Source organism: Pseudomonas sp. 7SR1 (genome assembly GCF_900156465.1).
Taxonomy (GTDB): Bacteria; Pseudomonadota; Gammaproteobacteria; order Pseudomonadales; family Pseudomonadaceae; genus Aquipseudomonas.
The window spans coordinates 4,236,788-4,256,288 of record NZ_LT707064.1 but is presented as its reverse complement, the minus strand read 5'-3'; the positions used below and the strand labels follow the sequence as shown (position 1 = coordinate 4,256,288).

Here is a 19,501-nt window from a genome sequence, read left to right as displayed (position 1 = left end):
GGGCGGCATCTGCCGTCGGGCCAGCCATATCGGGCTGGCCCGACAGTGGGTCAGGCAAGCACGGATCCCACGGATCAGGCCCCTTGGCTGGCTCGTATTCCCCCTGCCCGGTTCCCGTTCCATGGCCAATGGATGATCGAATATGGAAGCACTCAGTTATCTGGAAAACGTCGAGTCGAACGCAAGGACCTATGCGCAGACTTTCCAACGGCTCTTTGTCAGCGGCAAGGGGATGCGCATCAGGGACGCCAGCGGCCAGGAGTACCTGGACTGCCTGTCGAACGCCGGCACCCTGGCCCTGGGGCATAACCCGCCCGAAGTCCGGGATGCCGTGATGGCGTTTCTCGGCAGCGATCATCTGCAGCAGGCCCTCGACCTGGCGACCCCGGCCAAGCACGCCTTCGTGCAGGAACTGTTTTCGATGCTGCCGGCAAAAATGCGCGAGGCCAGCAAGATCCTGTTCTGCGGCCCCAGCGGCTCGGATGCCGTCGAGGCCGCCATCAAGCTGGCCCGCCATTACACCCGTCGCTCGCCATTGATGGCGTTCCACGGCGGCTATCACGGGATGACCGCCGGGGCGTTATCGGCAATGGGCAAGCTGTCGCCCAAGAGTGGCGACGGTCTCATCGCACAGGGCACCCATTTCCTGCCGTTCCCCTATCGGTTCCGCTGCCCGTTCGGCACCGCCGGCGAGCACACCGATCAGTTGTCCATCGACTATATCCGCACCGTCCTGTCGGATCCCGAAGGCGGCGTCGCCAAGCCGGCGGCGGTCATCGTCGAAGTCGTGCAGGGGGAAGGCGGCTGCATCCCCGCCTCCGCCCAATGGCTGCGGGCATTGCGGGAAATCACCCTGGAGCAGGACATCCTGCTGATCGTCGATGAAGTCCAGACCGGCCTGGGCCGGACCGGCACCACCTTCGCCATCGAGCATGCGGGCATCGTGCCCGACATCCTGGTGCTGTCGAAGGCCATCGGAGGGGGCTACCCCCTGGCGGTCGTCGTGTATGCCGAGCATCTGGATACCTGGGGCCCCGGCATGCACGCCGGTACGTTCCGTGGCAATCAGGTGGCCATGGTCGCCGGTGTCGCCACCATGCAGCAGATCCGGCGGGACAATCTGGTGGCCAATGCCGCGCGGATGGGTGAGTTGTTGCAGAGCGGCCTGCGGGACATCGCCCGGCGGTTCGCCTGCATGGGCGACATCCGCGGTCGTGGTCTGATGATCGGCGTGGAGATCACCCGGCCAGCGGCCAACCAGCGTGCCGGACAGGCTGACGGTGCCCTCGCCCACGCCATCAAGCTCAACTGTTTCGACAATGGGCTGATGATGGAAACCGGAGGACGCCATGGCGCGGTGCTCAGGTTCCTGCCCCCCCTGACCATCACCGAAGCCGAGGTCGGCATGGTGCTGGATCGCTTCGAACAGGCCCTCGCAAAGACCCACGAAACCCGTCCGCACCTGGCACGCGAAGCGGTATGACCCCCACCGGAACCGGGCCTGGCGGCTCGGTTCCGGAGGTCCTCTGGCGTCAGCGGTGTTTCACCTGGACTGATCCGAAGCCTTCGTCGACAAGCCCGCATAGTGGCCCCGGGAAACGCCCAAGGCTGTCATCCCCCTGACGTCCTCAGGAGGATCGTTGCTCGCAAGACCGCACACACCGCACGCGCCACAGAGTCTCAGTCCCGCGCCAGGGCGTTGATGGGATCCAGGCGTGCGGCATTGCGGGCGGGTACGAAGCCGAACACGATGCCGATGAAGGTCGAGCACACCACTGCGGTGATGATCGATCCCATGGAGAACACCATCTGCCACTCCTTGACGAAGATCGAGAAGACGTAGCCGATGCCGAACGACAGGGCGATACCGATCGTGCCTCCCAGGAGGCACACCATCACCGCCTCCACCAGGAACTGCTGGCGGATATCGGACTGCCGTGCCCCCACCGCCATGCGGATACCGATCTCGCGGGTACGCTCGGTCACCGAAACCAGCATGATGTTCATCACCCCGATACCACCCACCACCAGGGAAATGACTGCGATCAGCGAGAGCAGCAGCGCCAGCGACTGGCTGGTCTTCTGCACGGTCTGCAGCACACTGTCGAGGTTGTAGGTGAAGAAGTCCTTGATGCCATGGCGTTGTTCCAGGAGCTTGACGACATTGTCCTCCACCAGCTTGCTCGGTTGTCCGTCCTTGATCCTTACCGTGATGCTGTCCAGGAAACGCTGTCCCAGCAATCGTCCGGCCGCCGTTTCATAGGGCATCCAGACGTTCAGGTTCTTGTTGGTGTTGAACACGCTCTTGCGATCTTCGGTCACGCCGATGACGGTGCATGGCAGATTGTCGATCAGGATCACCTTGCCCAGGGGATCGACGTGGGGGCCGAACAACCTCTGGCGGGTGTTATGGTCGATCACCACTACCTGCGACTGCCGGCGGGCATCGTCTTCACTGAACTTCACCCCCGAGCCGATCTTGATGCCGCGCACCTGGAAGTAACTGGAACTCACGCCGTTGACGGTGGCATTGACGTCGATGTTCTGATATCGCAGCAACAGGTTGCGCCCCAGGTTGGGGGTGGCGCTGTCGATGTAATACTGATCGCTCAAAGCCGTGACGTCGGACAGCACCAGGGTCTCGATGGCGGTCGAGCGGCTGTCTCCCCAGTCCGAACCCGGCATGATTTCGATGGTATTGCTGCCAATGGCCTCGATGTCCTTGAGCACGTACTGCTTGACCCCTTCGCCGATGGCGACGATCGAGACCACCGACGTGATGCCGATGATGATCCCCAGCATGGTCAACAGCGTGCGCATCCGATGGGAGATCAACGCCACCCAGGCCATGTTGAACGCCTCGCTGAACAAGCCGAAGCTGGCCAGCAGGCGATTCGACGGCTTGACCCTGGCCGGGCGCGCTTCCTGGGGTGGCTGGTCTTCCAGCGTGCGTTGCGGATTGGGCCGGTCGCTGACGATTTCGCCATCGCGTATCTCGATGATGCGCTGGGCATGGGCGGCCACCTTGTCGTCGTGGGTGACGATGATGACCGTGTGCCCCGCCGCGTTGAGCTCCAGCAGGATCTTCATCACCTCCTTGCCACTGGCGGTATCCAGTGCCCCGGTGGGCTCGTCGGCCAGGATGATCTCGCCGCCATTCATCAGGGCCCGGGCGATACTCACCCGCTGCTGCTGACCACCCGATAGCTGGCTGGGCCGGTTGGCCAGGTGCCCTTGCAAGCCCAGGCGCCCCAGCAGTTCCCCTGCCCGGCTATGCCGTTGCGATTCCGCGGCGCCGGCATAGATGGCCGGCATTTCGACGTTGTGCAACGCGCTCAGGTGCGGCAGCAAGTGATAGCGCTGGAAAATGAAGCCGAAGTGGTCGCGTCGCAGCACCGCCAGTTCATGGTCGTTCATCGAACCGGTTTCGCGCCCATCCACCTTGTAGCTGCCGGAACTCGGATGATCGAGGCAGCCGAGCACATTCATCAGGGTGGACTTGCCGGAGCCGGACGCCCCCGTGATCGCCACGATTTCCCCGGCGTTGATCGTCAGGTTGATATCCTTGAGCGCGATGAAAGCCTTTTCCCCGGCCTGGAAGCTGCGGGTGATCCCTTTGAGTTCCAACAGTGGTTGCGTCATGGTCAGGCCCCCGCCACGGCCGGGGCAGGCTCACCGATGACCACCTTGTCGCCTTCGGCCAGCCCGTCCTTGATTTCCGCCCGGACGTTATTGTTGATGCCCGTCTGGACGTTACGCGGCTGGGCCTTGCCCTCGGCATCCAGCACCCGGACCACGTAGCTGCCGTCCTGGTTCTTCGCACCCAGGGCGGCGACCGGTACCGTCAGCACGGCCTTGGCCTTGTCCAGCACGATACGGACCTGGGCCGTCATGGAGATGCGCAGGCGATGGTCGGGGTTCGGCACGTCGAACAGGCTGTTGTAGAACACTGCGGTGTTCTGCTTGGGCGTGCCGGCGGTCTGGGTCTCGAGGAAGTTCTGCGGGGCCGGCTCGGTGCCTCGCAGGGTGGCGTAGTAACGTTTTTCCGCTTCCCCCAGGATGGTGAAATACACCTCCTGGCCCGGCTTGATATGGATGACGTCGGCTTCGGAGACCTGGGCCTTGACGGTCATGGTGTCCAGGTCGGCCAGCTTGAGCAGCACGGGTGCCAGTTGCTCGGCGATCACGGTCTGGCCTTCCTGGGTCACGATGCCCACGACGTAACCGTCGATGGGGGCCACGATGTGGGTGTAGGCCAGGTTGACCCGCGCCGTCTCCACCTGGATCCTGGCGTCTTTTATCTGGGCATCGAGGGACAGCAGATTGGCCGCCTCCACCCGGTAGTTGGACTCGGCGGTCTCGTATTCCTGCTTGGAAATCGCATCGTCCGGCTGCAGCACCTTATAACGCTCGTAGGTGGCCTTGGCATCCTTGAGCTGGGCCGCGGTGGCCTGCCGCCGCGCCATCAGGTTTTCTTCGTTGACCTGGGCCTGGCGCAGCGCGTTCTGGGCGATCAACGGGTCGATTTCCGCCAGCCACTGGCCTTTCTTGACCTTGTCGCCCAACTTGACCTTGAGCGACTTCAACTGGCCCGACACCTGGGCGCCGACGTCCACCTGCTTGACGCCCTGCAGCGTTCCGGTGGCCAGGACCGCGTTCTCGATGTCCGTGCGCTCGACCGTGGCGGTCAGGTACTCCGGCGGCTTGCCCGGCGACTGCGCGCTGTAGAAAACCAGGCCGGTCACCACGACCAGGACAAGCACGATAGCGATTTTGCGAAACTTCGACTTTTCCATAAATAACTCTATGTGCGTTGGGTTCGGGCCCGGCCAGTACGGCACCGGGCTTGAGGTAAGCGCCCCAGGGGCGCACGGCTAGACAAGATCACGGGTGACCTCCTCGTCGGGCTCGGGCAGGCTGTCGTGCCACCAGGCAGCCAGGTTGTGGACATGAGGCGCCTTGAGAATCGTGAAATGGTTGCCCGGCCCGTACCAGATGCTCAGGTCGGGGACATGCTTGCGCCATCCTTCGATCATCTGCTGTTGTTCGCGCTGGTTGCCGGCTGTATCCAGGGTCGGATCGTTCGCCAGTACCAGCCGCACCGGGCCGGTGTATTGGTGTTGCGGTTGATAGACCGTGCGCAGGGCCGTCCCGAAGGCTCGCGCCGGACCGCGCATCGCGTCCACCGCCGAGCGCTGCGGCAACATGCCGGCGCGGACCATGCCGGCATGCAGCAGGCGCATCTGTGCCGCATCGTCCTGGGCACCGAACACCGTGGCATCGATACCGAGGGATTTGCCCGAGGCCAGTTGCATCGCCTCGATCAGTCGGTTCAACACGCCCGTCCCGGTGTAAGGCCGGCCCACCACGCCATTGCCCCCCGGTGATTCGCTGTCGATCAGGGTCAGCGAAGCCACCTTGCGGCCACGGGCATGCAAGCGGGCCGCCATCTCGAACACGACCCAGCCACCGAAGGAATGCCCGAGCAGATGCACCGGCCCTTCGGGTTGCACGTTGTCGATCGCTTCGAGGTAGGCCTGCGCCGCGGTTTCCACCAGGCCGAAAGGCTCCGTGGTGCCGTCCAGTCCACGAGGTTGCAAGCCATGGATCGGCCAGTCCGGACCAAAGGCGTCGGTCAGGCCGATGAAGCCGGTGACGCTGTCCCCGGCGCCAGGCACGCAGAAGATCGGCGCCCGATCGGCGCGCCCGCCCTGGATCGTCAACAGCGGCTGGAACGTGCGCTTGGGCGAAGGCATCGGACGTGAAGCGACACCCTGCAGCGCATCGCTGATGGCCTGGCCCAGTACCTGCACATGTGGCGCTTGCATCATGGTCTGGTGATTGCCGGCAACCCTGATGCAGTGCAGTTGCGTCTTGGGCAGCACCGCGTCCCAACCCAGGTAGCCGGAATGCTCGGGAGCATCGTCCTTGCGCTCCTCGGCCACCAGCAGGTGCACCGGTACCGAAATCGGATACACCATGTAATGGGCCAGCGCATGACCGTGGGCCACCTCGCGATCGAGGTACTGCCAGAGTTGGGCCGCGTCATAGACGGCCAGCTCCGGGGGCAGTACGCCCAGCTCGCGGCAATGCTGCACCAGGGCTTCGAACTCGAACCGGTCCAGGCACCCTTGCAGGTCGGCCAGTTTGTCCAGGATCGACGCGAGCCCTTGCGCTTCGGGCTCGCAGGCTCTCCAGAACACGTCGCAGCGGTCCAGCAGGTGAAGCTTGTGGGCTTCGTCCAGGGCCCAGCGTTCGCGTCCCTGGTCCACCAGGCGCGGCAGGTAGCTGTCGATCAGGCCGACGAACTCGACCTCCTCGTCCAGGCCGATGAGCTGGATGGCGGTCTCGTAGGCCAGGACCCCGCCGAACGACCAACCGGCCAGGCGATAAGGTCCCTTGGGTTGCAGCGAACGGATGATGCCCACCAACCGCGAAGCCATGCACTCCATCGTCTGCAGCTGCGGCTCGCCCCACTCTACGGCCGGCAGACCATAGACCGGAATGTCCTCGTCGATGTACTTGCCCAGTGCCGGGAAATACAGATCCAGGCCGCTGAACTCGTGCACCAGGAACAACGGATTCTGCTGGCCACTGGTGCGCACCGGCACGACCGACTCCTGCACCTGGACATCGGCGGTGCGGGACCGGAGCAACGTCGCCAACGCTGCCACATTGTCGTGCTGGAACAGCTCCGCCAGGGACACCGTCAATCCGGCCTGGACCAGCAGCCCCACCAGTCGGATCGCCAGCAACGAATGCCCGCCCAGCTCGAAGAAACTGTCCCGCCGCCCTACCTGCTCCAGCCCCAGTACTTCGGCCCACAGGCCGGCCAGCGTGGCTTCCAGCTCGTCCTCTGGCGGCTCGTAACCGCGCTCGCCGTAGGCGTGGGCCTCCGGTACCGGCAACGCACCGACATTGATCTTGCCGTTCAGTGTCAGCGGCAGCGCCATCAACCGCACATAGGCCGCCGGAACCATGAACTCCGGCAGACAGGCGTGCAGGTGTTCGCGCAATGCTTGCGCATCGATGATGTCGCTGTCCGCCTGCCCGGTGTAGTAGGCGATCAGGCGCTTGTCGCCAGGGTTGTCCTCGCGGGCCACCACCAACGCCTCGCGCACCCCGGGATACTCATGCAAGCGGGCCTCGATCTCACCCAGTTCGATACGGAACCCACGGATCTTCACCTGCCCGTCATTGCGGCCCAGGTATTCGATCGTACCGTCGGGCAACCAGCAGCCCAGGTCGCCGCTGCGGTACAGGCGCGCACCGGCCTGGTCGCTGAACGGATCGGCGATGAAGCGCTCGTCGGTCAGGTCCTTGCGATTCAGGTAGCCCAGCGCTACCCCGTCGCCGCCGATATGGATCTCTCCCGCCACGCCGATGGGCACCGGCTGGCCTGCCGCGTCGAGGATATAGACCCGGGTGTTGGCGATGGGCCGCCCGATGGGAATGCTCGTCGCGCCGTGAGGCAAGCGGGTGACCGTGTGGGCCGTGGCGAACGTGGTGGTCTCGGTGGGTCCATAGCAGTTCATCATCTGCAGCGTCGGCGCCCGGTCCAGCAGGCGCCGGAACGACGCCGGATCGGCGCGCTCGCCACCGCACATCAGGATGCGCAGGCCCGCCAGTGCGTCCGGGATCAGCATCAGGTACTGGTTGAACAAGGCGGTGGTCAGGAACAGCACCGACACCTTCGCCTCTGCCAGCGCCCGGGCAAACCCGGGTGGATCGAGCAGCGTATCGTGATCGATGATCACCACGCGGCCACCGTTGAGCAACGCTCCCCAGACTTCCATCGTGCTGGCGTCGAACGCCGGGTTCGAGACGAAGGCCAGCCGATCCTGCGGGCCGAAATCCGCATAACCGTTGTTGATCGACAGCCGACCGATGGCCAGGTGCGGCACGATCACTCCCTTGGGATGGCCGGTGGAGCCCGAGGTGTACATGATGTAGGCCGGGGTATCGCTCGCCTGGGCAGCGATTGGGCAGGCGGATGTGCCCTGGGCCAAGTGCAACGTGTCCAGGTGCAACGTATCCAGGTCCACCCGTCGCAGCGCTTGCGGCACTGCCCTGTCGTGGGTGGTCAGTACCAGTGCCGCCTCGCTGTCCTGGAGGATGAAGCGCTGGCGCTCTTCGGGCGCGTGATGGTCCAGCGGTACGTAGACGGCGGCGCACTTGAGGATAGCCAGTTCGCTGATGACCAGGTCGAAGGAACGGCCCAGCAGCACCGCTACTCGCGCCTGGGGTTTCACCCCTTGCGCCAGCAGGTACTGCGCCAGGAGACTGGCGCGGGCATCCAGTTCCCGATAGGTCAGTTGCCGGTCGCCATGCTGGAGGGCAACCGCCTCGGGCCGTATAGCCGCCTGGGCTTCGAACAAGGCTTGTACCGTCTGTTGGCGCGGATAGACCGTGTCGGTCGCGTTGAATGCCTGCAGCAGTTGCTGGCGCTCGGCCTGCGGCAATATCCCCAGCTCTCGCAGCGGCGTCTGTGGCGCATGCTCCAGGGCATCCACCAGGCTTTCCAGTGCTGTATGCATGTAGCCGCACACGCGTTTCGCGCCGATCCGCGCGGTCACCGTGGCGCTCAGCACGAAGCCCTCGCCCAGGTCGTCGACGTTGAGCGACAGCGGGTAGTTGCTCCACTCCTCGCCACCGAGTCCTTCGATGCCGCGCCAGGCCGCCTGGGTCTCCTGGCTGACCTGGGACGCGCTGTGCCGGTAGTTCAACAGTGCGCTGAACAATGGCGCAGGCGTGGCGACGCCGCTGCAACGCTGGGCCAAGGCCAGGGAGGCATGTTCATGCCCCAGCAACGCAGTCAGGCGTGCATGGGTGGCCTGCACCCCGGCCCGTGCGCCGAGGGTGCCTACGTCGACCCGTAGCGGCAAGGTGTTGATGAACAGCCCCAACGCCCGGTCGGCCCCTTCGCCACCCTGCATCCGGCCCATCAGCACTGTTCCGAATACCACATCCTCACGAACGCTGACGCCGGCCAGCACCCGCGCCCATGCCAGGTGATGCAGGCTTGCCGCGCTCACCCCGAGCTGGCGTGCCTGGGCCCGCAGCCGTCGGCTCAAGTCCTCGTCCACCGGACACTGAGCCTGCTCGACGTCACGGTTGTCGCCGCGCACATCCTGCAGGCCGAACGGAAGGGTCGGCTCCCGGACATCCTTGAGCATGTCACTGAAGAACGCCTCATGCTCGGCCTGGGTGACACCCAGTCGCGCCTGCGCCACATAGTTGCGGTACGGCACCGCCTCGCCCAGTCGGGCTTGCTGCCCCAGCAGAAAGGCTTGCATGTCGTGCTGGATTACCTCCAGCGCGGTATGGTCGAGGGCAATGTGATGGAACAGCAGCAGCGCCACCCAGCGTTCCTGTCCGGCGTCATAGGCACAGGCCAGCCGCATCAGCGGAGCCTGGCGCACGTCGAGCCGGTAATGCCGTGGATCGAAGCGCTCGCGCAATTGCGTGGCGACGTCACGCCCCGGCTCGACCACGCACTCTTCCACCACCAGCTCTGCCTGGCGCAGGACCACCTGCACCGGCTCGCCCAAGCCCTCCCAGAGCACGGCGGTGCGCAGGATGTCGTGGCGATCGATCACGCCTTGCAGGGCACCGGCGAAGGCATCCAGGCGACCGCGGTCGGCAAGGTTGAACAGGGCCTGTTGCAGGTAGAGATCACCCTGTTGCGATGCCAGATGGTGATACAGGATGCCTTCCTGCAGCGGGGCCAGGGCATAGATGTCCTGGACGTTTGCGACGCCTCCCGGCAGCCCGGCGACGATCCGCTCGATCTGTGCCTGGCTCAGGTCGGCCAGTGGCAGCATGTCCGGCGTGATCGCGGTGCAGCCCGGCACGATGCCATTGGCCGGTACCGCGCGTTCCGTCGTTCGCCCCACGGCAGCCGCCAACGCGGCCAGCGTCGGCTGGCCGAACAGCACCCGGACATCGGCCGACAGGCCGGCCTGGCGCATGCGCTCCACCAGCGTGACCGCCAGCAAGGAATGACCGCCCAGCTCGAAGAAATGGTCGTGACGCCCTACCCGCTCGACGTCGAGCAGATCGGCCCAGAGCTCGGCCAGCAGTGTCTCCACCGCGCCCTGGGGCGCTTCGTATTCACGGCTGATCAGCGCAGCCAGGTCCGGTGCCGGCAAGGCCTTGCGATCGAGCTTGCCATTGGGCGTCAACGGCAGAGCCTCGAGCCAGACATAGGCCGCCGGGACCATGTATTCCGGCAGCTGTGCCTGCAATCCGCTGCGCAAGGCTTCGATCCCCACCGTGTCATCGCCGGCGTGGGTGGTGAAATAGGCCACCAGGCGTTTGGTTCCCGGCACATCTTCCCGGGCCAGTACCACGGCCTCCTTGAGGCCTGGATGTTGCGCCAGCCGCGCTTCGATCTCGCCCAGTTCGATGCGGAAACCGCGAATCTTAACCTGATCGTCGTTACGCCCCAGGTAGTCGATGTTGCCGTCCGCCAGGTAGCGGCCCAGGTCGCCGGTGCGGTACATCCGCGCATTCGGCACGGTGCTGAACGGGTCGTCGAGGAAACGCTCGGCGGTGAGTTCCGGCCGATGCAGGTAACCGCGTGCCACCTGCACACCGCCGATGTAGATCTCCCCAGCCACCCCCATGGGCACCGGCTGACGATGGGCGTCCAGCAGGTAGATGCGGGTGTTGGCGATCGGCTTGCCGATGGGGGTGCTGTCGGGGGTATCGACGCCCGAGCAGTCCCAGGCCGTGACGTCCACGGCGGCTTCGGTGGGGCCGTACAGGTTGTGCAACGCCACCTGCGGCAGTTGCGCCTTGAAACGCCGCACCAGATGCCCCGGCAAGGCTTCGCCGCTGCACATCACTTGCCGCAGCCCGTCGCAGCCGTGGGCGGCGCCATGGGCCAGGAACACGTCCAGCATCGACGGTACGAAGTGCAGCGTGCTGATGCCCTGGGCCTGGATCACCTCGCACAGGTAGGCTGGGTCGCGATGCCCGCCAGGACGGGCCATCACCAGCCGGGCGCCGGTGAACAGCGGCCAGAAGAACTCCCACACCGATACGTCGAAGCTGAACGGGGTCTTCTGCAGCACCGCATCGGCAGCCGTCAACGGATAAGCGTCCTGCATCCACAGCAGGCGGTTGACCACCGCCCCATGTTCGTTCATCACGCCTTTGGGCAGGCCGGTGGAACCGGAGGTGTAGATGACATAGGCCAGATGGTCGCAGCGCAGCTCCTCGACCCTTGGATTAGCCGTCGACTGGGTCGAGAACGCGGCATCGTCCAGCAACAACGTCCGGGCATCGGTGGCGGGCAGGCGTGCCTGCAAGGCCCCCTGGGTCAGCACCACGCTCGGCGCGCAGTTGTCCAGCATGTAGGCCAGGCGATCGAGCGGATAATCCGGATCGAGCGGCACATAAGCAGCACCGGACTTGAGAATGCCCAGCAGGCCGGCCACCATTTCCAGGCTGCGCTCGGCGCAGATCGCCACCCGATCGTCCGGGCGGATGCCCAGGGCGATCAGGCGATGGGCAACCTGGTTGGCGCGGTGGTTCAGTTGCTGGTAGCTCCATTGCTCGTCGTCAGTCACCACGGCGATGGCGTCCGGGCTGGCCTCGGCACGGGTTTCGAACAGACCGTGGAGGGTCTGGTCGCGTGGGTAGTCGACGGTCGTGGCGTTGAGGGTTTCCAGCACATGCCGGCGCTCCTGCTCCGCCAACAGCGGGATTTTCGCCACGACAGCCTGCTCGTCGGCGACCATGGCCCGCAGCATGCATTCGAGGTAACCCAGGTAGCGCTCCATCGTGGCCTGGTCGAACAGCGCCGTGGCATATTCCAGCGAACCGAACAGGCGGCCCTCGATCAAGGCCATGTCCAGCAGCACATCGAACTTGGCGGTGCGACTGCTCACCCCCAGTGCCTGCAGCGACATGTCCGGCAGCTCCATCCCGGCGGTTTCGGTGTTCTGCCACGACAGCATGGCCTGGAACACCGGGCTGTGGGACAGGCTGCGCAGCGGCCGCACCACCTCCACCACCTGCTCGAATGGCAAGTCCTGGTGGGCCTGGGCTCCCAGGGTCTGGGCCTTGACGTGTTGCAGCAGCGCCTGGACCGTCCGATCGGCCGACACATCGACCCGCACCGCCAGGGTATTGACGAACAGGCCGATCAGGTCTTCCACCTGCGCCTGCAGACGGTTGGCCGTCGGGGTCCCGATGACCACATCGTCCTGCCCGGACATTCTCGCCAGCACCGCGGCCCAGGCCGCCATCACTGTCATGAACAGCGTGGTGCCCTGCCGTTGGCTCAATGCCTTGAGCGCTGCGGTCAGGGTTTCATCCAGGACGAGCCCCACCGCATTGCCGCAATGGTCCTGCTGCGCCGGCCGCGGCCGGTCGGTGGGCAGCGTCAGCAATGCCGGCGCTCCGGCCAGGGCTTGCTGCCAATAGTGCTCCTGCCTGTCCAGGACCTCGCCGGTGAGCCAGCGCCGTTGCCAGAAGGCGTAATCGGCGTACTGGACCGGCAGGGCCGGCAGCGGGTCGTCCTGCCCCTGGCTGAACGCCGCGTACAAAACGCCCAGCTCCCGGGTCAGGACATCGGCGGACCAGCCGTCCGAGACGATATGGTGCAAGGTCACCAGCAACACATGGTCCTGCTCGTCCATGCGTACCAGGCGGCCACGGGCAAGCGGACCTTGGCTCAGATCGAAGGCCTGGCGAGCCTCTTCCCCGGCCAGGCGCGACAAGGTCGCTTCGGCGTCGGGGTCATCTGTCAGGTCGTGCAGCGCCAGGGCAAAGCCGCAATCCGCCGGGGCGATGCGTTGCGCCACGTCCTCGCCCTGCATCTGGACAAAAGTGGTGCGCAAGGCTTCGTGCCGGGCCACGATGCGATCCAGGGCACGGGTGAGCGCCCGGGTATCCAGCGTCCCCCGCAGGCGCAGGCCGGTGGGGATGTGATACGCCGCGCTGCCCGCGTCCAACTGCGCCAGGAACCACAGGCGCTGCTGGGCGAACGACAACGGCAGCGCCTGCTCGCGGGATACCGGCAGGATGTCCGGCCGCGTGCTGCGTGTCGCCCGGGACAGGACCTGGGCCAGCGCGCTCAGTTGCGGTTGGGCAAAGACATCGCTCAGGTTCAGCTCCACGTCCAGCTGTTCGCGCACCTGGGCAATCAGGCGCATCACCAGCAACGAATGCCCGCCCAATTCGAAGAAATGATCGTGACGCCCCACCGCTTCGACGTTGAGCAAGTCCTGCCAGATCTGCGCCAAGGCGACTTCCGTAGCGCCTTGGGGCGCTTCATGGGTACGGCTGGCATAGGCCTCGGCATCCGGGGCCGGCAAGGCCTGGCGGTCGAGCTTGCGGTTCGGTGTGAGCGGCAGCGCGGCCAGGCTGACAAACGCACCCGGCATCATGTAGTCGGTCAGCAACGTCGACAGTTCGGCACGCAAGGCGGCCGCGCTCAGGGTCACGCCGGCCCGGGGCACGACGTAGGCCACCAGGCGCTTGTCCCCCGGCTGGTCTTCGCGCACGATCACCGCGGCTTCCTTGACCCCGGCACACTGGCCCAGCCGGGTTTCGATCTCGCCCAGTTCAATACGGAAACCTCGCACCTTGACCTGGAAATCGTTGCGCCCCAGGTACTCGATACGCCCGTCAGGACGATAACGGGCCAGGTCGCCGGTCTTGTACATGCGGGCATCGGGCTGATCGCTGAACGGATCGACAAGGAAACGTTCGGCATTGATGGCATCAAGGTTCAAATAGCCGCGCGCCACGCCATCGCCACCGATATAGATCTCCCCCGCGACCCCGAACGGCACTGGCTGCCGGTGCCCGTCGAGCAGGTAGATGCGGGTGTTGGCCATCGGTGTGCCGATGGTGGCGTTGCCGGCCACGGCGCTGGCGTCGTAGCGCATGTAGGCGGCGGTACAGGACACGGTGGCTTCGGTGGGGCCATAGGTGTTGATCAGTTGCGTGTGGGCCGGACGCACCGCGTCCCACATCTGCAGTTTCTGCATCGACAGGGCGTCGCCGGTGACGTTGACCAGCCGCACCTCGCGCAGATGATCCCGGGCCTGGGCCGGCGTGTTGTGCCATTCGGCCGCCAGGGTGTGCCAGTGCGCCGCGGTCAGGTGCAGGAAGGTCGGCCGGATGTCGCCGTCCTGCTGCAGTTCGGCGCTGCCGAACAGCTTGCGGGTCGGCGCCAGGGTGGCGCCGGCCACCAGCGCCGGGAAAATTTCCTCTACCGACAGGTCGAAGTTCAAGGTGTTCTGTTGCAATACCGTATCGGCCGGCGTCAGGCCGAACAGCCGGACCGCGTCCACGCAATAGTTGACCAGCCCGCGATGCTCGATCATCACCCCTTTGGGCGTGCCGGTCGAACCCGAGGTGTAGATCACATAGGCCAGGTGACGCGAGCCCAATGACGCGACCACCGGGTTGTCGTCACGCCCTGCGGCGATGCCCTGGCTCGTGCGTTCGGCGTGGTCGAGCAGCAACACCGGCGCCGACAGCGGCGGCAAGCGGTCCTGCAGTCGGCGCTGGGTCAGCAGCGCCACCGGGGCACTGTCGCCCAGCATGTAGGCCAGTCGCTCGGCCGGATACGCCGGGTCGAGGGGGACGTAGCCACCACCGGCCTTGAGAATCCCCAGCAGGCCTACCAGCATTTCGGCGCTGCGCTCGACACAGATCGCCACCCGGTCGTCGGGGCGGATACCCAGCCCGATCAGGTGATGGGCCACCTGGTTGGCCTGACGGTTCAGTTCGGCATAGCTCAAGCGCTCCCCTTCGAACACCACCGCGATGGCATCCGGCCTGGCCACAACCTGAGCCTCGAACAGTTGATGGATCACCTGCGTGCGTGGGTACGGCGCCTGGTTGGCGTTGAGGCCCACCAGCAGATGCTCGCGCTCGGCGTCATCCACCAGCGCGATCCGGTCGACCAGAGTCTGCTCGTTCGCCACCATGGCTCGCAGCACACGCTCGAAGTACCCGATGTAGCGCTGCACCGTGCGCGCATCGAACAGGGCCGTGGCGTATTCGAGAGTGCCGAAGACCTGGCCCTGCAGCTCGCCCAGTTCCAGGGACAGGTCGAACTTGGCAACCGTGTTCGCCACCCCCAGCCCTTCGAGCTTCAGGTCGCCGAGCACCAGCTCGGTGCTGTCCAGGGTCTGCCACGACAGCATGGCCTGGAACAGCGGACTGTGGGCCAGGCTGCGCACCGGCTTGAGCAGTTCCACCACCTGTTCGAATGGCAGGTCCTGGTGCGCCTGGGCCCCGAGGGCCTGGGCCTTGACCCGGGCCAGCAGGGTTTCGACAGTGGGCGACCCGGACACATCGACACGCACGGCCAGTGTATTGACGAAGAAACCGATCAGCCCTTCGACCTCCGAGCGCGTGCGGTTGGCGGCCGGCGAACCGATCACCACCTCGTCCTGCCCCGAAAGACGGCCCAGCAACGCCGCCCAGGCGGCCATCAGCGTCATGTACAGGGTCACACCGTGGCGCTGGCTCAGTGCCTTGAGGTCGGCGGTCAGGCCGGCATCGAACGCCACCGGCAGCGCCGCCCCGGCGTAATCCTGCCGGGCCGGGCGTGGTCGATCCGTCGGCAGCATCAGCAGCGCCGGCGCATCGGCCAGGGTTCGCTGCCAGTAGCCGCACTGGGCCTGCAACACCTCGCCGCTCAACCAGCGGCGTTGCCACACGGCGTAGTCGGCGTACTGCATCGTCAGCGCCGGCAGCGGATCGTCCAGGCCATGGCGGAACGCTTCGTAGAGCGCCGCCAGTTCCTTGATCAACACGCCGATGGACCAGGCGTCCGAAACGATGTGGTGCATGGTCACCAACAGCACATGATCGTCATCACCGAGACGGATCAAACGCCCCCGGATCAACGGCCCCTGCTCCAGGTCGAAAGCGTCGGCGGCTTCCTGCGCCGCCAGGACTTGCAGCTCGGCTTCGACATCGGCGTGACCGGACAAGTCCTGCCGCAACAGGGCGAATCCTGTATCGGCCGGTGCGATGCACTGCAAGGCCTCTTCCCCCCGGGTACGCACGAAGGTGGTCCGCAGCGCTTCGTGACGGGCCACGATGCGATCCAGCGCCCGCTGCAAGGCGACACCGTCCAGGCTCCCGCGCAGGCGCAGCCCGGCGGGCATGTGATAGGCCGAGCTGGCCCCTTCCATCTGCGCCAGGAACCACAGGCGCTGCTGGGCGAACGATAGGGGCAGGTCTTCATCGCGGGCCACCCGGACGATTTCCGGCAAGGTGCTGCGTCCGGCCTGGGCCACTGCCTGCGCCAACGCCTTGAGCTGTGGATGAGCGAACAGTTGCGCCAGGCCCAGTTCCACGCCCAGGCGCAGGCGAACCTGGGAAATCAACTGCATCGCCAGCAATGAATGCCCGCCCAGGTCGAAGAAATGATCGTGGCGGCCGACCTGATCCACGCCCAGCAGCGCTTGCCAGATCTGCGCCAGGGTGGTTTCGACGTCGCCTTGAGGGGCTTCATAGCCTCGGGTAATGACCGATTCGAGGTCTGGCGCCGGCAAGGCCTTGCGGTCCAGCTTGCCATTGGGGGTCAACGGCAAGGCGTCCAGACGCACGTAGGCCACGGGCACCATGTAATCCGGCAGTTGCCCTTGCAGATGGCTGCGCAGGGCCTCGATGTCCACGGCCCGGGACTCGGTGAAATAGGCCACCAGGCGCTTGTCGCCAGGGACATCTTCGCGAGCTTGTACCACGGCTTCTTTTACGGCCTCGTGCCCGGCGAGCCGTGCTTCGATCTCGCCCAGTTCGATGCGGAAACCACGGATCTTCACCTGGTCGTCGTTACGACCCAGGTATTCGATATTGCCGTCCGGCAGGTAGCGACCCAGGTCGCCGGTCTTGTACATCCGGGCATTGGTTTCGCTGCTGAACGGGTCCTTCAGGAAGCGTTCGGCAGTCAGGTCATCACGATTGAGGTAACCGCGCGCCACACCGGCACCGCCGATATAGATCTCTCCCGGTACGCCCAACGGCACCGGTTGGCGGTGTTCATCCAGCAGATAGAACTGGGTGTTGGCCACCGGTTTACCGATATGCGCGGCGAAACCCTCTTCGCGAGACATCGATACCCAGCTTGAGTAAGTGGTGGTTTCCGATGGGCCATAGAGGTTGCACAGGCGCTTGACGGAAGTCTGCTCGAACAGCGCCTCCACCAGGCTGCGCTTGAGGGCTTCGCCCGCCACGTTGACGGTCTCGACACCCTCGCCCAAGCCATCGGACTCCAGCAATGCCTTGAGGGCCGATGGCACCGTGTTGATCAAGGTGATGTCGTGCTCGCCCTGTTGCAGTTCCAGCACATTGGCGACCACATCGATGCTGCCACCGCAGGTCAACGGCGCGAAGCACTCGTAGACCGCCAGGTCGAAGTTCAAAGAAGTGGAGAACAGCGTCTTCGACAGGGTCTGCGCATCGAAGGAACGCTGCGCCCAGGTCAGGAAGTTCACCGTGTTGCGGTGCTCGATCATCACGCCCTTGGGCAAACCGGTGGAGCCGGAGGTGTAGATCACATAGGCCAGGTGCGACGAGGTCAGTTCCGGAACCTGGGGATTGGGAGCCGCCTCATCCTGCCAGGTGCCCTTGTCGAGGTCGATCAACGGCACCCTCGTCTCGCCCAGCAAGCGGCGCGTGGCCCCTTGCACCAGGATCGCCGCCGGTGTGCTGTCCTCCAGCATGTAGGCGATCCGTTCCGTCGGATAAGCCGGATCCAGCGGTACGTAACCGCCCCCTGCCTTGAGGATCGCCAACAGGCCCACCACCATGTCGAGGCCGCGCTCGACGCAGATCGCGACTCGGGAATCGGGCTGCACCCCCTGCTTGCGCAGGTGATGGGCCAGACGATTGGCGAGCCCGTTGAGCTCACGGTAGTTGAGACGCTGATGGCCATGGCGCACCGCCAGGGCATCCGGCGTGCGCCGTACCTGCTCTTCGAACAATCCATGGATCGTCTGCTGCGCAGGATATTCGGCCGCGGTGGCATTGAAGGTCACCAGCAGTCGCTTGCGTTCGTCGACCGGCACGATGGGCACGTCACGCAATGCCGAGTCGGGGGCCTGTTCCAGGGCGCTCACCAGTCCTTCCAGCGCGGTGTGCATGTAGTCGCAGACACGTCGGGCGCCCACCTGGGCCACCGCCTGGGCCGTGAGCATGAAGCCCTCGCCCAGGTCATCCACCGACAGCATCAATGGATAGTTGGTCCGCTCTTCCATGCTCAGGGTCTGGATGCCATGCCAGGCCGCGATGGCCGGCTCGGACGGCGTTTCAGCCGCGCTGTGCCGGTAGTTCAGCAAGGCGCTGAACAGCGGCAGCGAGGCCGGGACGCCACTGCAGCGCTGGGCCAGGGACAAGGACGCATGCTCATGGCCCAACAGGGCCGATAGCCGTGCGTGAGTCGCCTTGACCCCGGCACGCACGCCCTGGGCGCCCACGCTGATGCGCAACGGCAAGGTATTGATGAACATGCCCAGGGCGCGGTCGGCCCCTTCGCCGCCCTGCATCCGGCCCATCAGGACGGTACCGAACACCACCTCTTCGCGGCCCGAGACACGCCCCACCACCTGGGCCCAGGCCAGGTGGACCAGGCTCGCCGCGCTCACACCGAGCTGACGGGCCTGGGTCCGCAGGCGCCGGGCCAGCGCCGCTTCCACGTGCTGCTGCCCTTCTTCGATGCCACTGCCATCGCCCTGCACATCCTGCAGGCCGAACGGCAGCGTCGGCTCGTCGATGTCACCCAGCATGTCGTGGAAGAACGCTTCGTGTTGCTCGCGACTCACACCCAGACGGGCCTGTGCCACGTGATTGCGATACGGCACGGCCGCCGCCAGTTGCTCCGACTGGCCCAGCAGGCTGGCCTGCATTTCGTGCACCACCACCTCAAGGGCGGTGTGGTCCAGGGCCATGTGGTGGAACAGCAGCATGCCCACCCAGCGCTGGTTCGCCAGGTCCTGGGCATAGGCCACTCGCATCAACGGCGCCTGAGCGATGTCGAGACGGTAATGCCGAGGGTCGAAACGCGCCTGCAACTGCTGCACGACGTCGCCCGAAGCCGGGTCCACCTCGACCTCTTCGAGGGCCAGGGTAGCGTGTCGCCAGACCACTTGCACCGGGGCCGGCAGGCCTTGCCAGAGCACGCTGGTACGCAGGATATCGTTGCGCGACACCACGCTTTGCAAGGCATGGGCAAAGGCTTGCAAGCGCTCGCGGTTGTCGAAGCCGAACATCACCTGCAACACGTAGGGATCGCCCTGCTCCGCGGCCAGGTGATGGTAAAGAATGCCTTCCTGCAACGGCGCCAGGGCGTAGATGTCCTGCACGTTGGCCACGCCTCCCGGCACCGTCGCCACGATGCGGTCGATGGCCTCCTGGTCCAGGTCGGCCAGGGGCAGCATGTCCGGGGTGATGCGGGTGCAGTTCTGCGCGATCAGGTTGGCCGGCACCACGATCTGCCGAGCATCGCTCACGGCAGCAGCCA

General features: G+C 65.5%; 3 protein-coding genes and 1 pseudogene. 1 reads left to right on the top strand and 3 read right to left on the bottom strand.

Annotated features, from left to right (window positions below):
* The first annotated feature begins 142 nt into the window (after positions 1 to 142).
* On the top strand, positions 143 to 1,483 hold the full coding sequence (locus BW992_RS19040; protein WP_072432100.1) for a diaminobutyrate--2-oxoglutarate transaminase family protein: 1,341 nt from the start codon (positions 143 to 145) through the stop codon (positions 1,481 to 1,483).
* A gap of 197 nt (positions 1,484 to 1,680) precedes the next feature.
* Here BW992_RS19040 and BW992_RS19035 read toward each other — a convergent pair whose 3' ends face one another.
* From BW992_RS19035 to BW992_RS27595, 3 genes and pseudogenes are all read right to left on the bottom strand, one after another.
* Complete coding sequence (locus BW992_RS19035) at positions 1,681 to 3,642, bottom strand: MacB family efflux pump subunit (RefSeq protein ID WP_072398820.1); 1,962 nt, start codon at positions 3,640 to 3,642, stop codon at positions 1,681 to 1,683.
* 2 nt (positions 3,643 to 3,644) lie between these two features.
* Positions 3,645 to 4,796 (bottom strand): macrolide transporter subunit MacA, encoded by a 1,152-nt coding sequence (gene macA, locus BW992_RS19030; protein ID WP_072398821.1) that lies wholly within the window; start codon positions 4,794 to 4,796, stop codon positions 3,645 to 3,647.
* A 78-nt stretch (positions 4,797 to 4,874) separates the two neighbouring features.
* A pseudogene (locus BW992_RS27595) lies at positions 4,875 to 19,475 on the bottom strand (amino acid adenylation domain-containing protein); the annotation flags it as partial.
* Positions 19,476 to 19,501 lie beyond the last annotated feature (26 nt).

Excerpts from the sequence above, each read along its gene's own strand:
- BW992_RS19035 (WP_072398820.1), bottom strand. The coding sequence starts at position 3,642 with ATGACGCAACCACTGTTGGAACTCAAAGGGATCACCCGCAGCTTCCAG.
- macA (WP_072398821.1), bottom strand. The coding sequence starts at position 4,796 with ATGGAAAAGTCGAAGTTTCGCAAAATCGCTATCGTGCTTGTCCTGGTC.
- BW992_RS19040 (WP_072432100.1), top strand. The coding sequence starts at position 143 with ATGGAAGCACTCAGTTATCTGGAAAACGTCGAGTCGAACGCAAGGACC.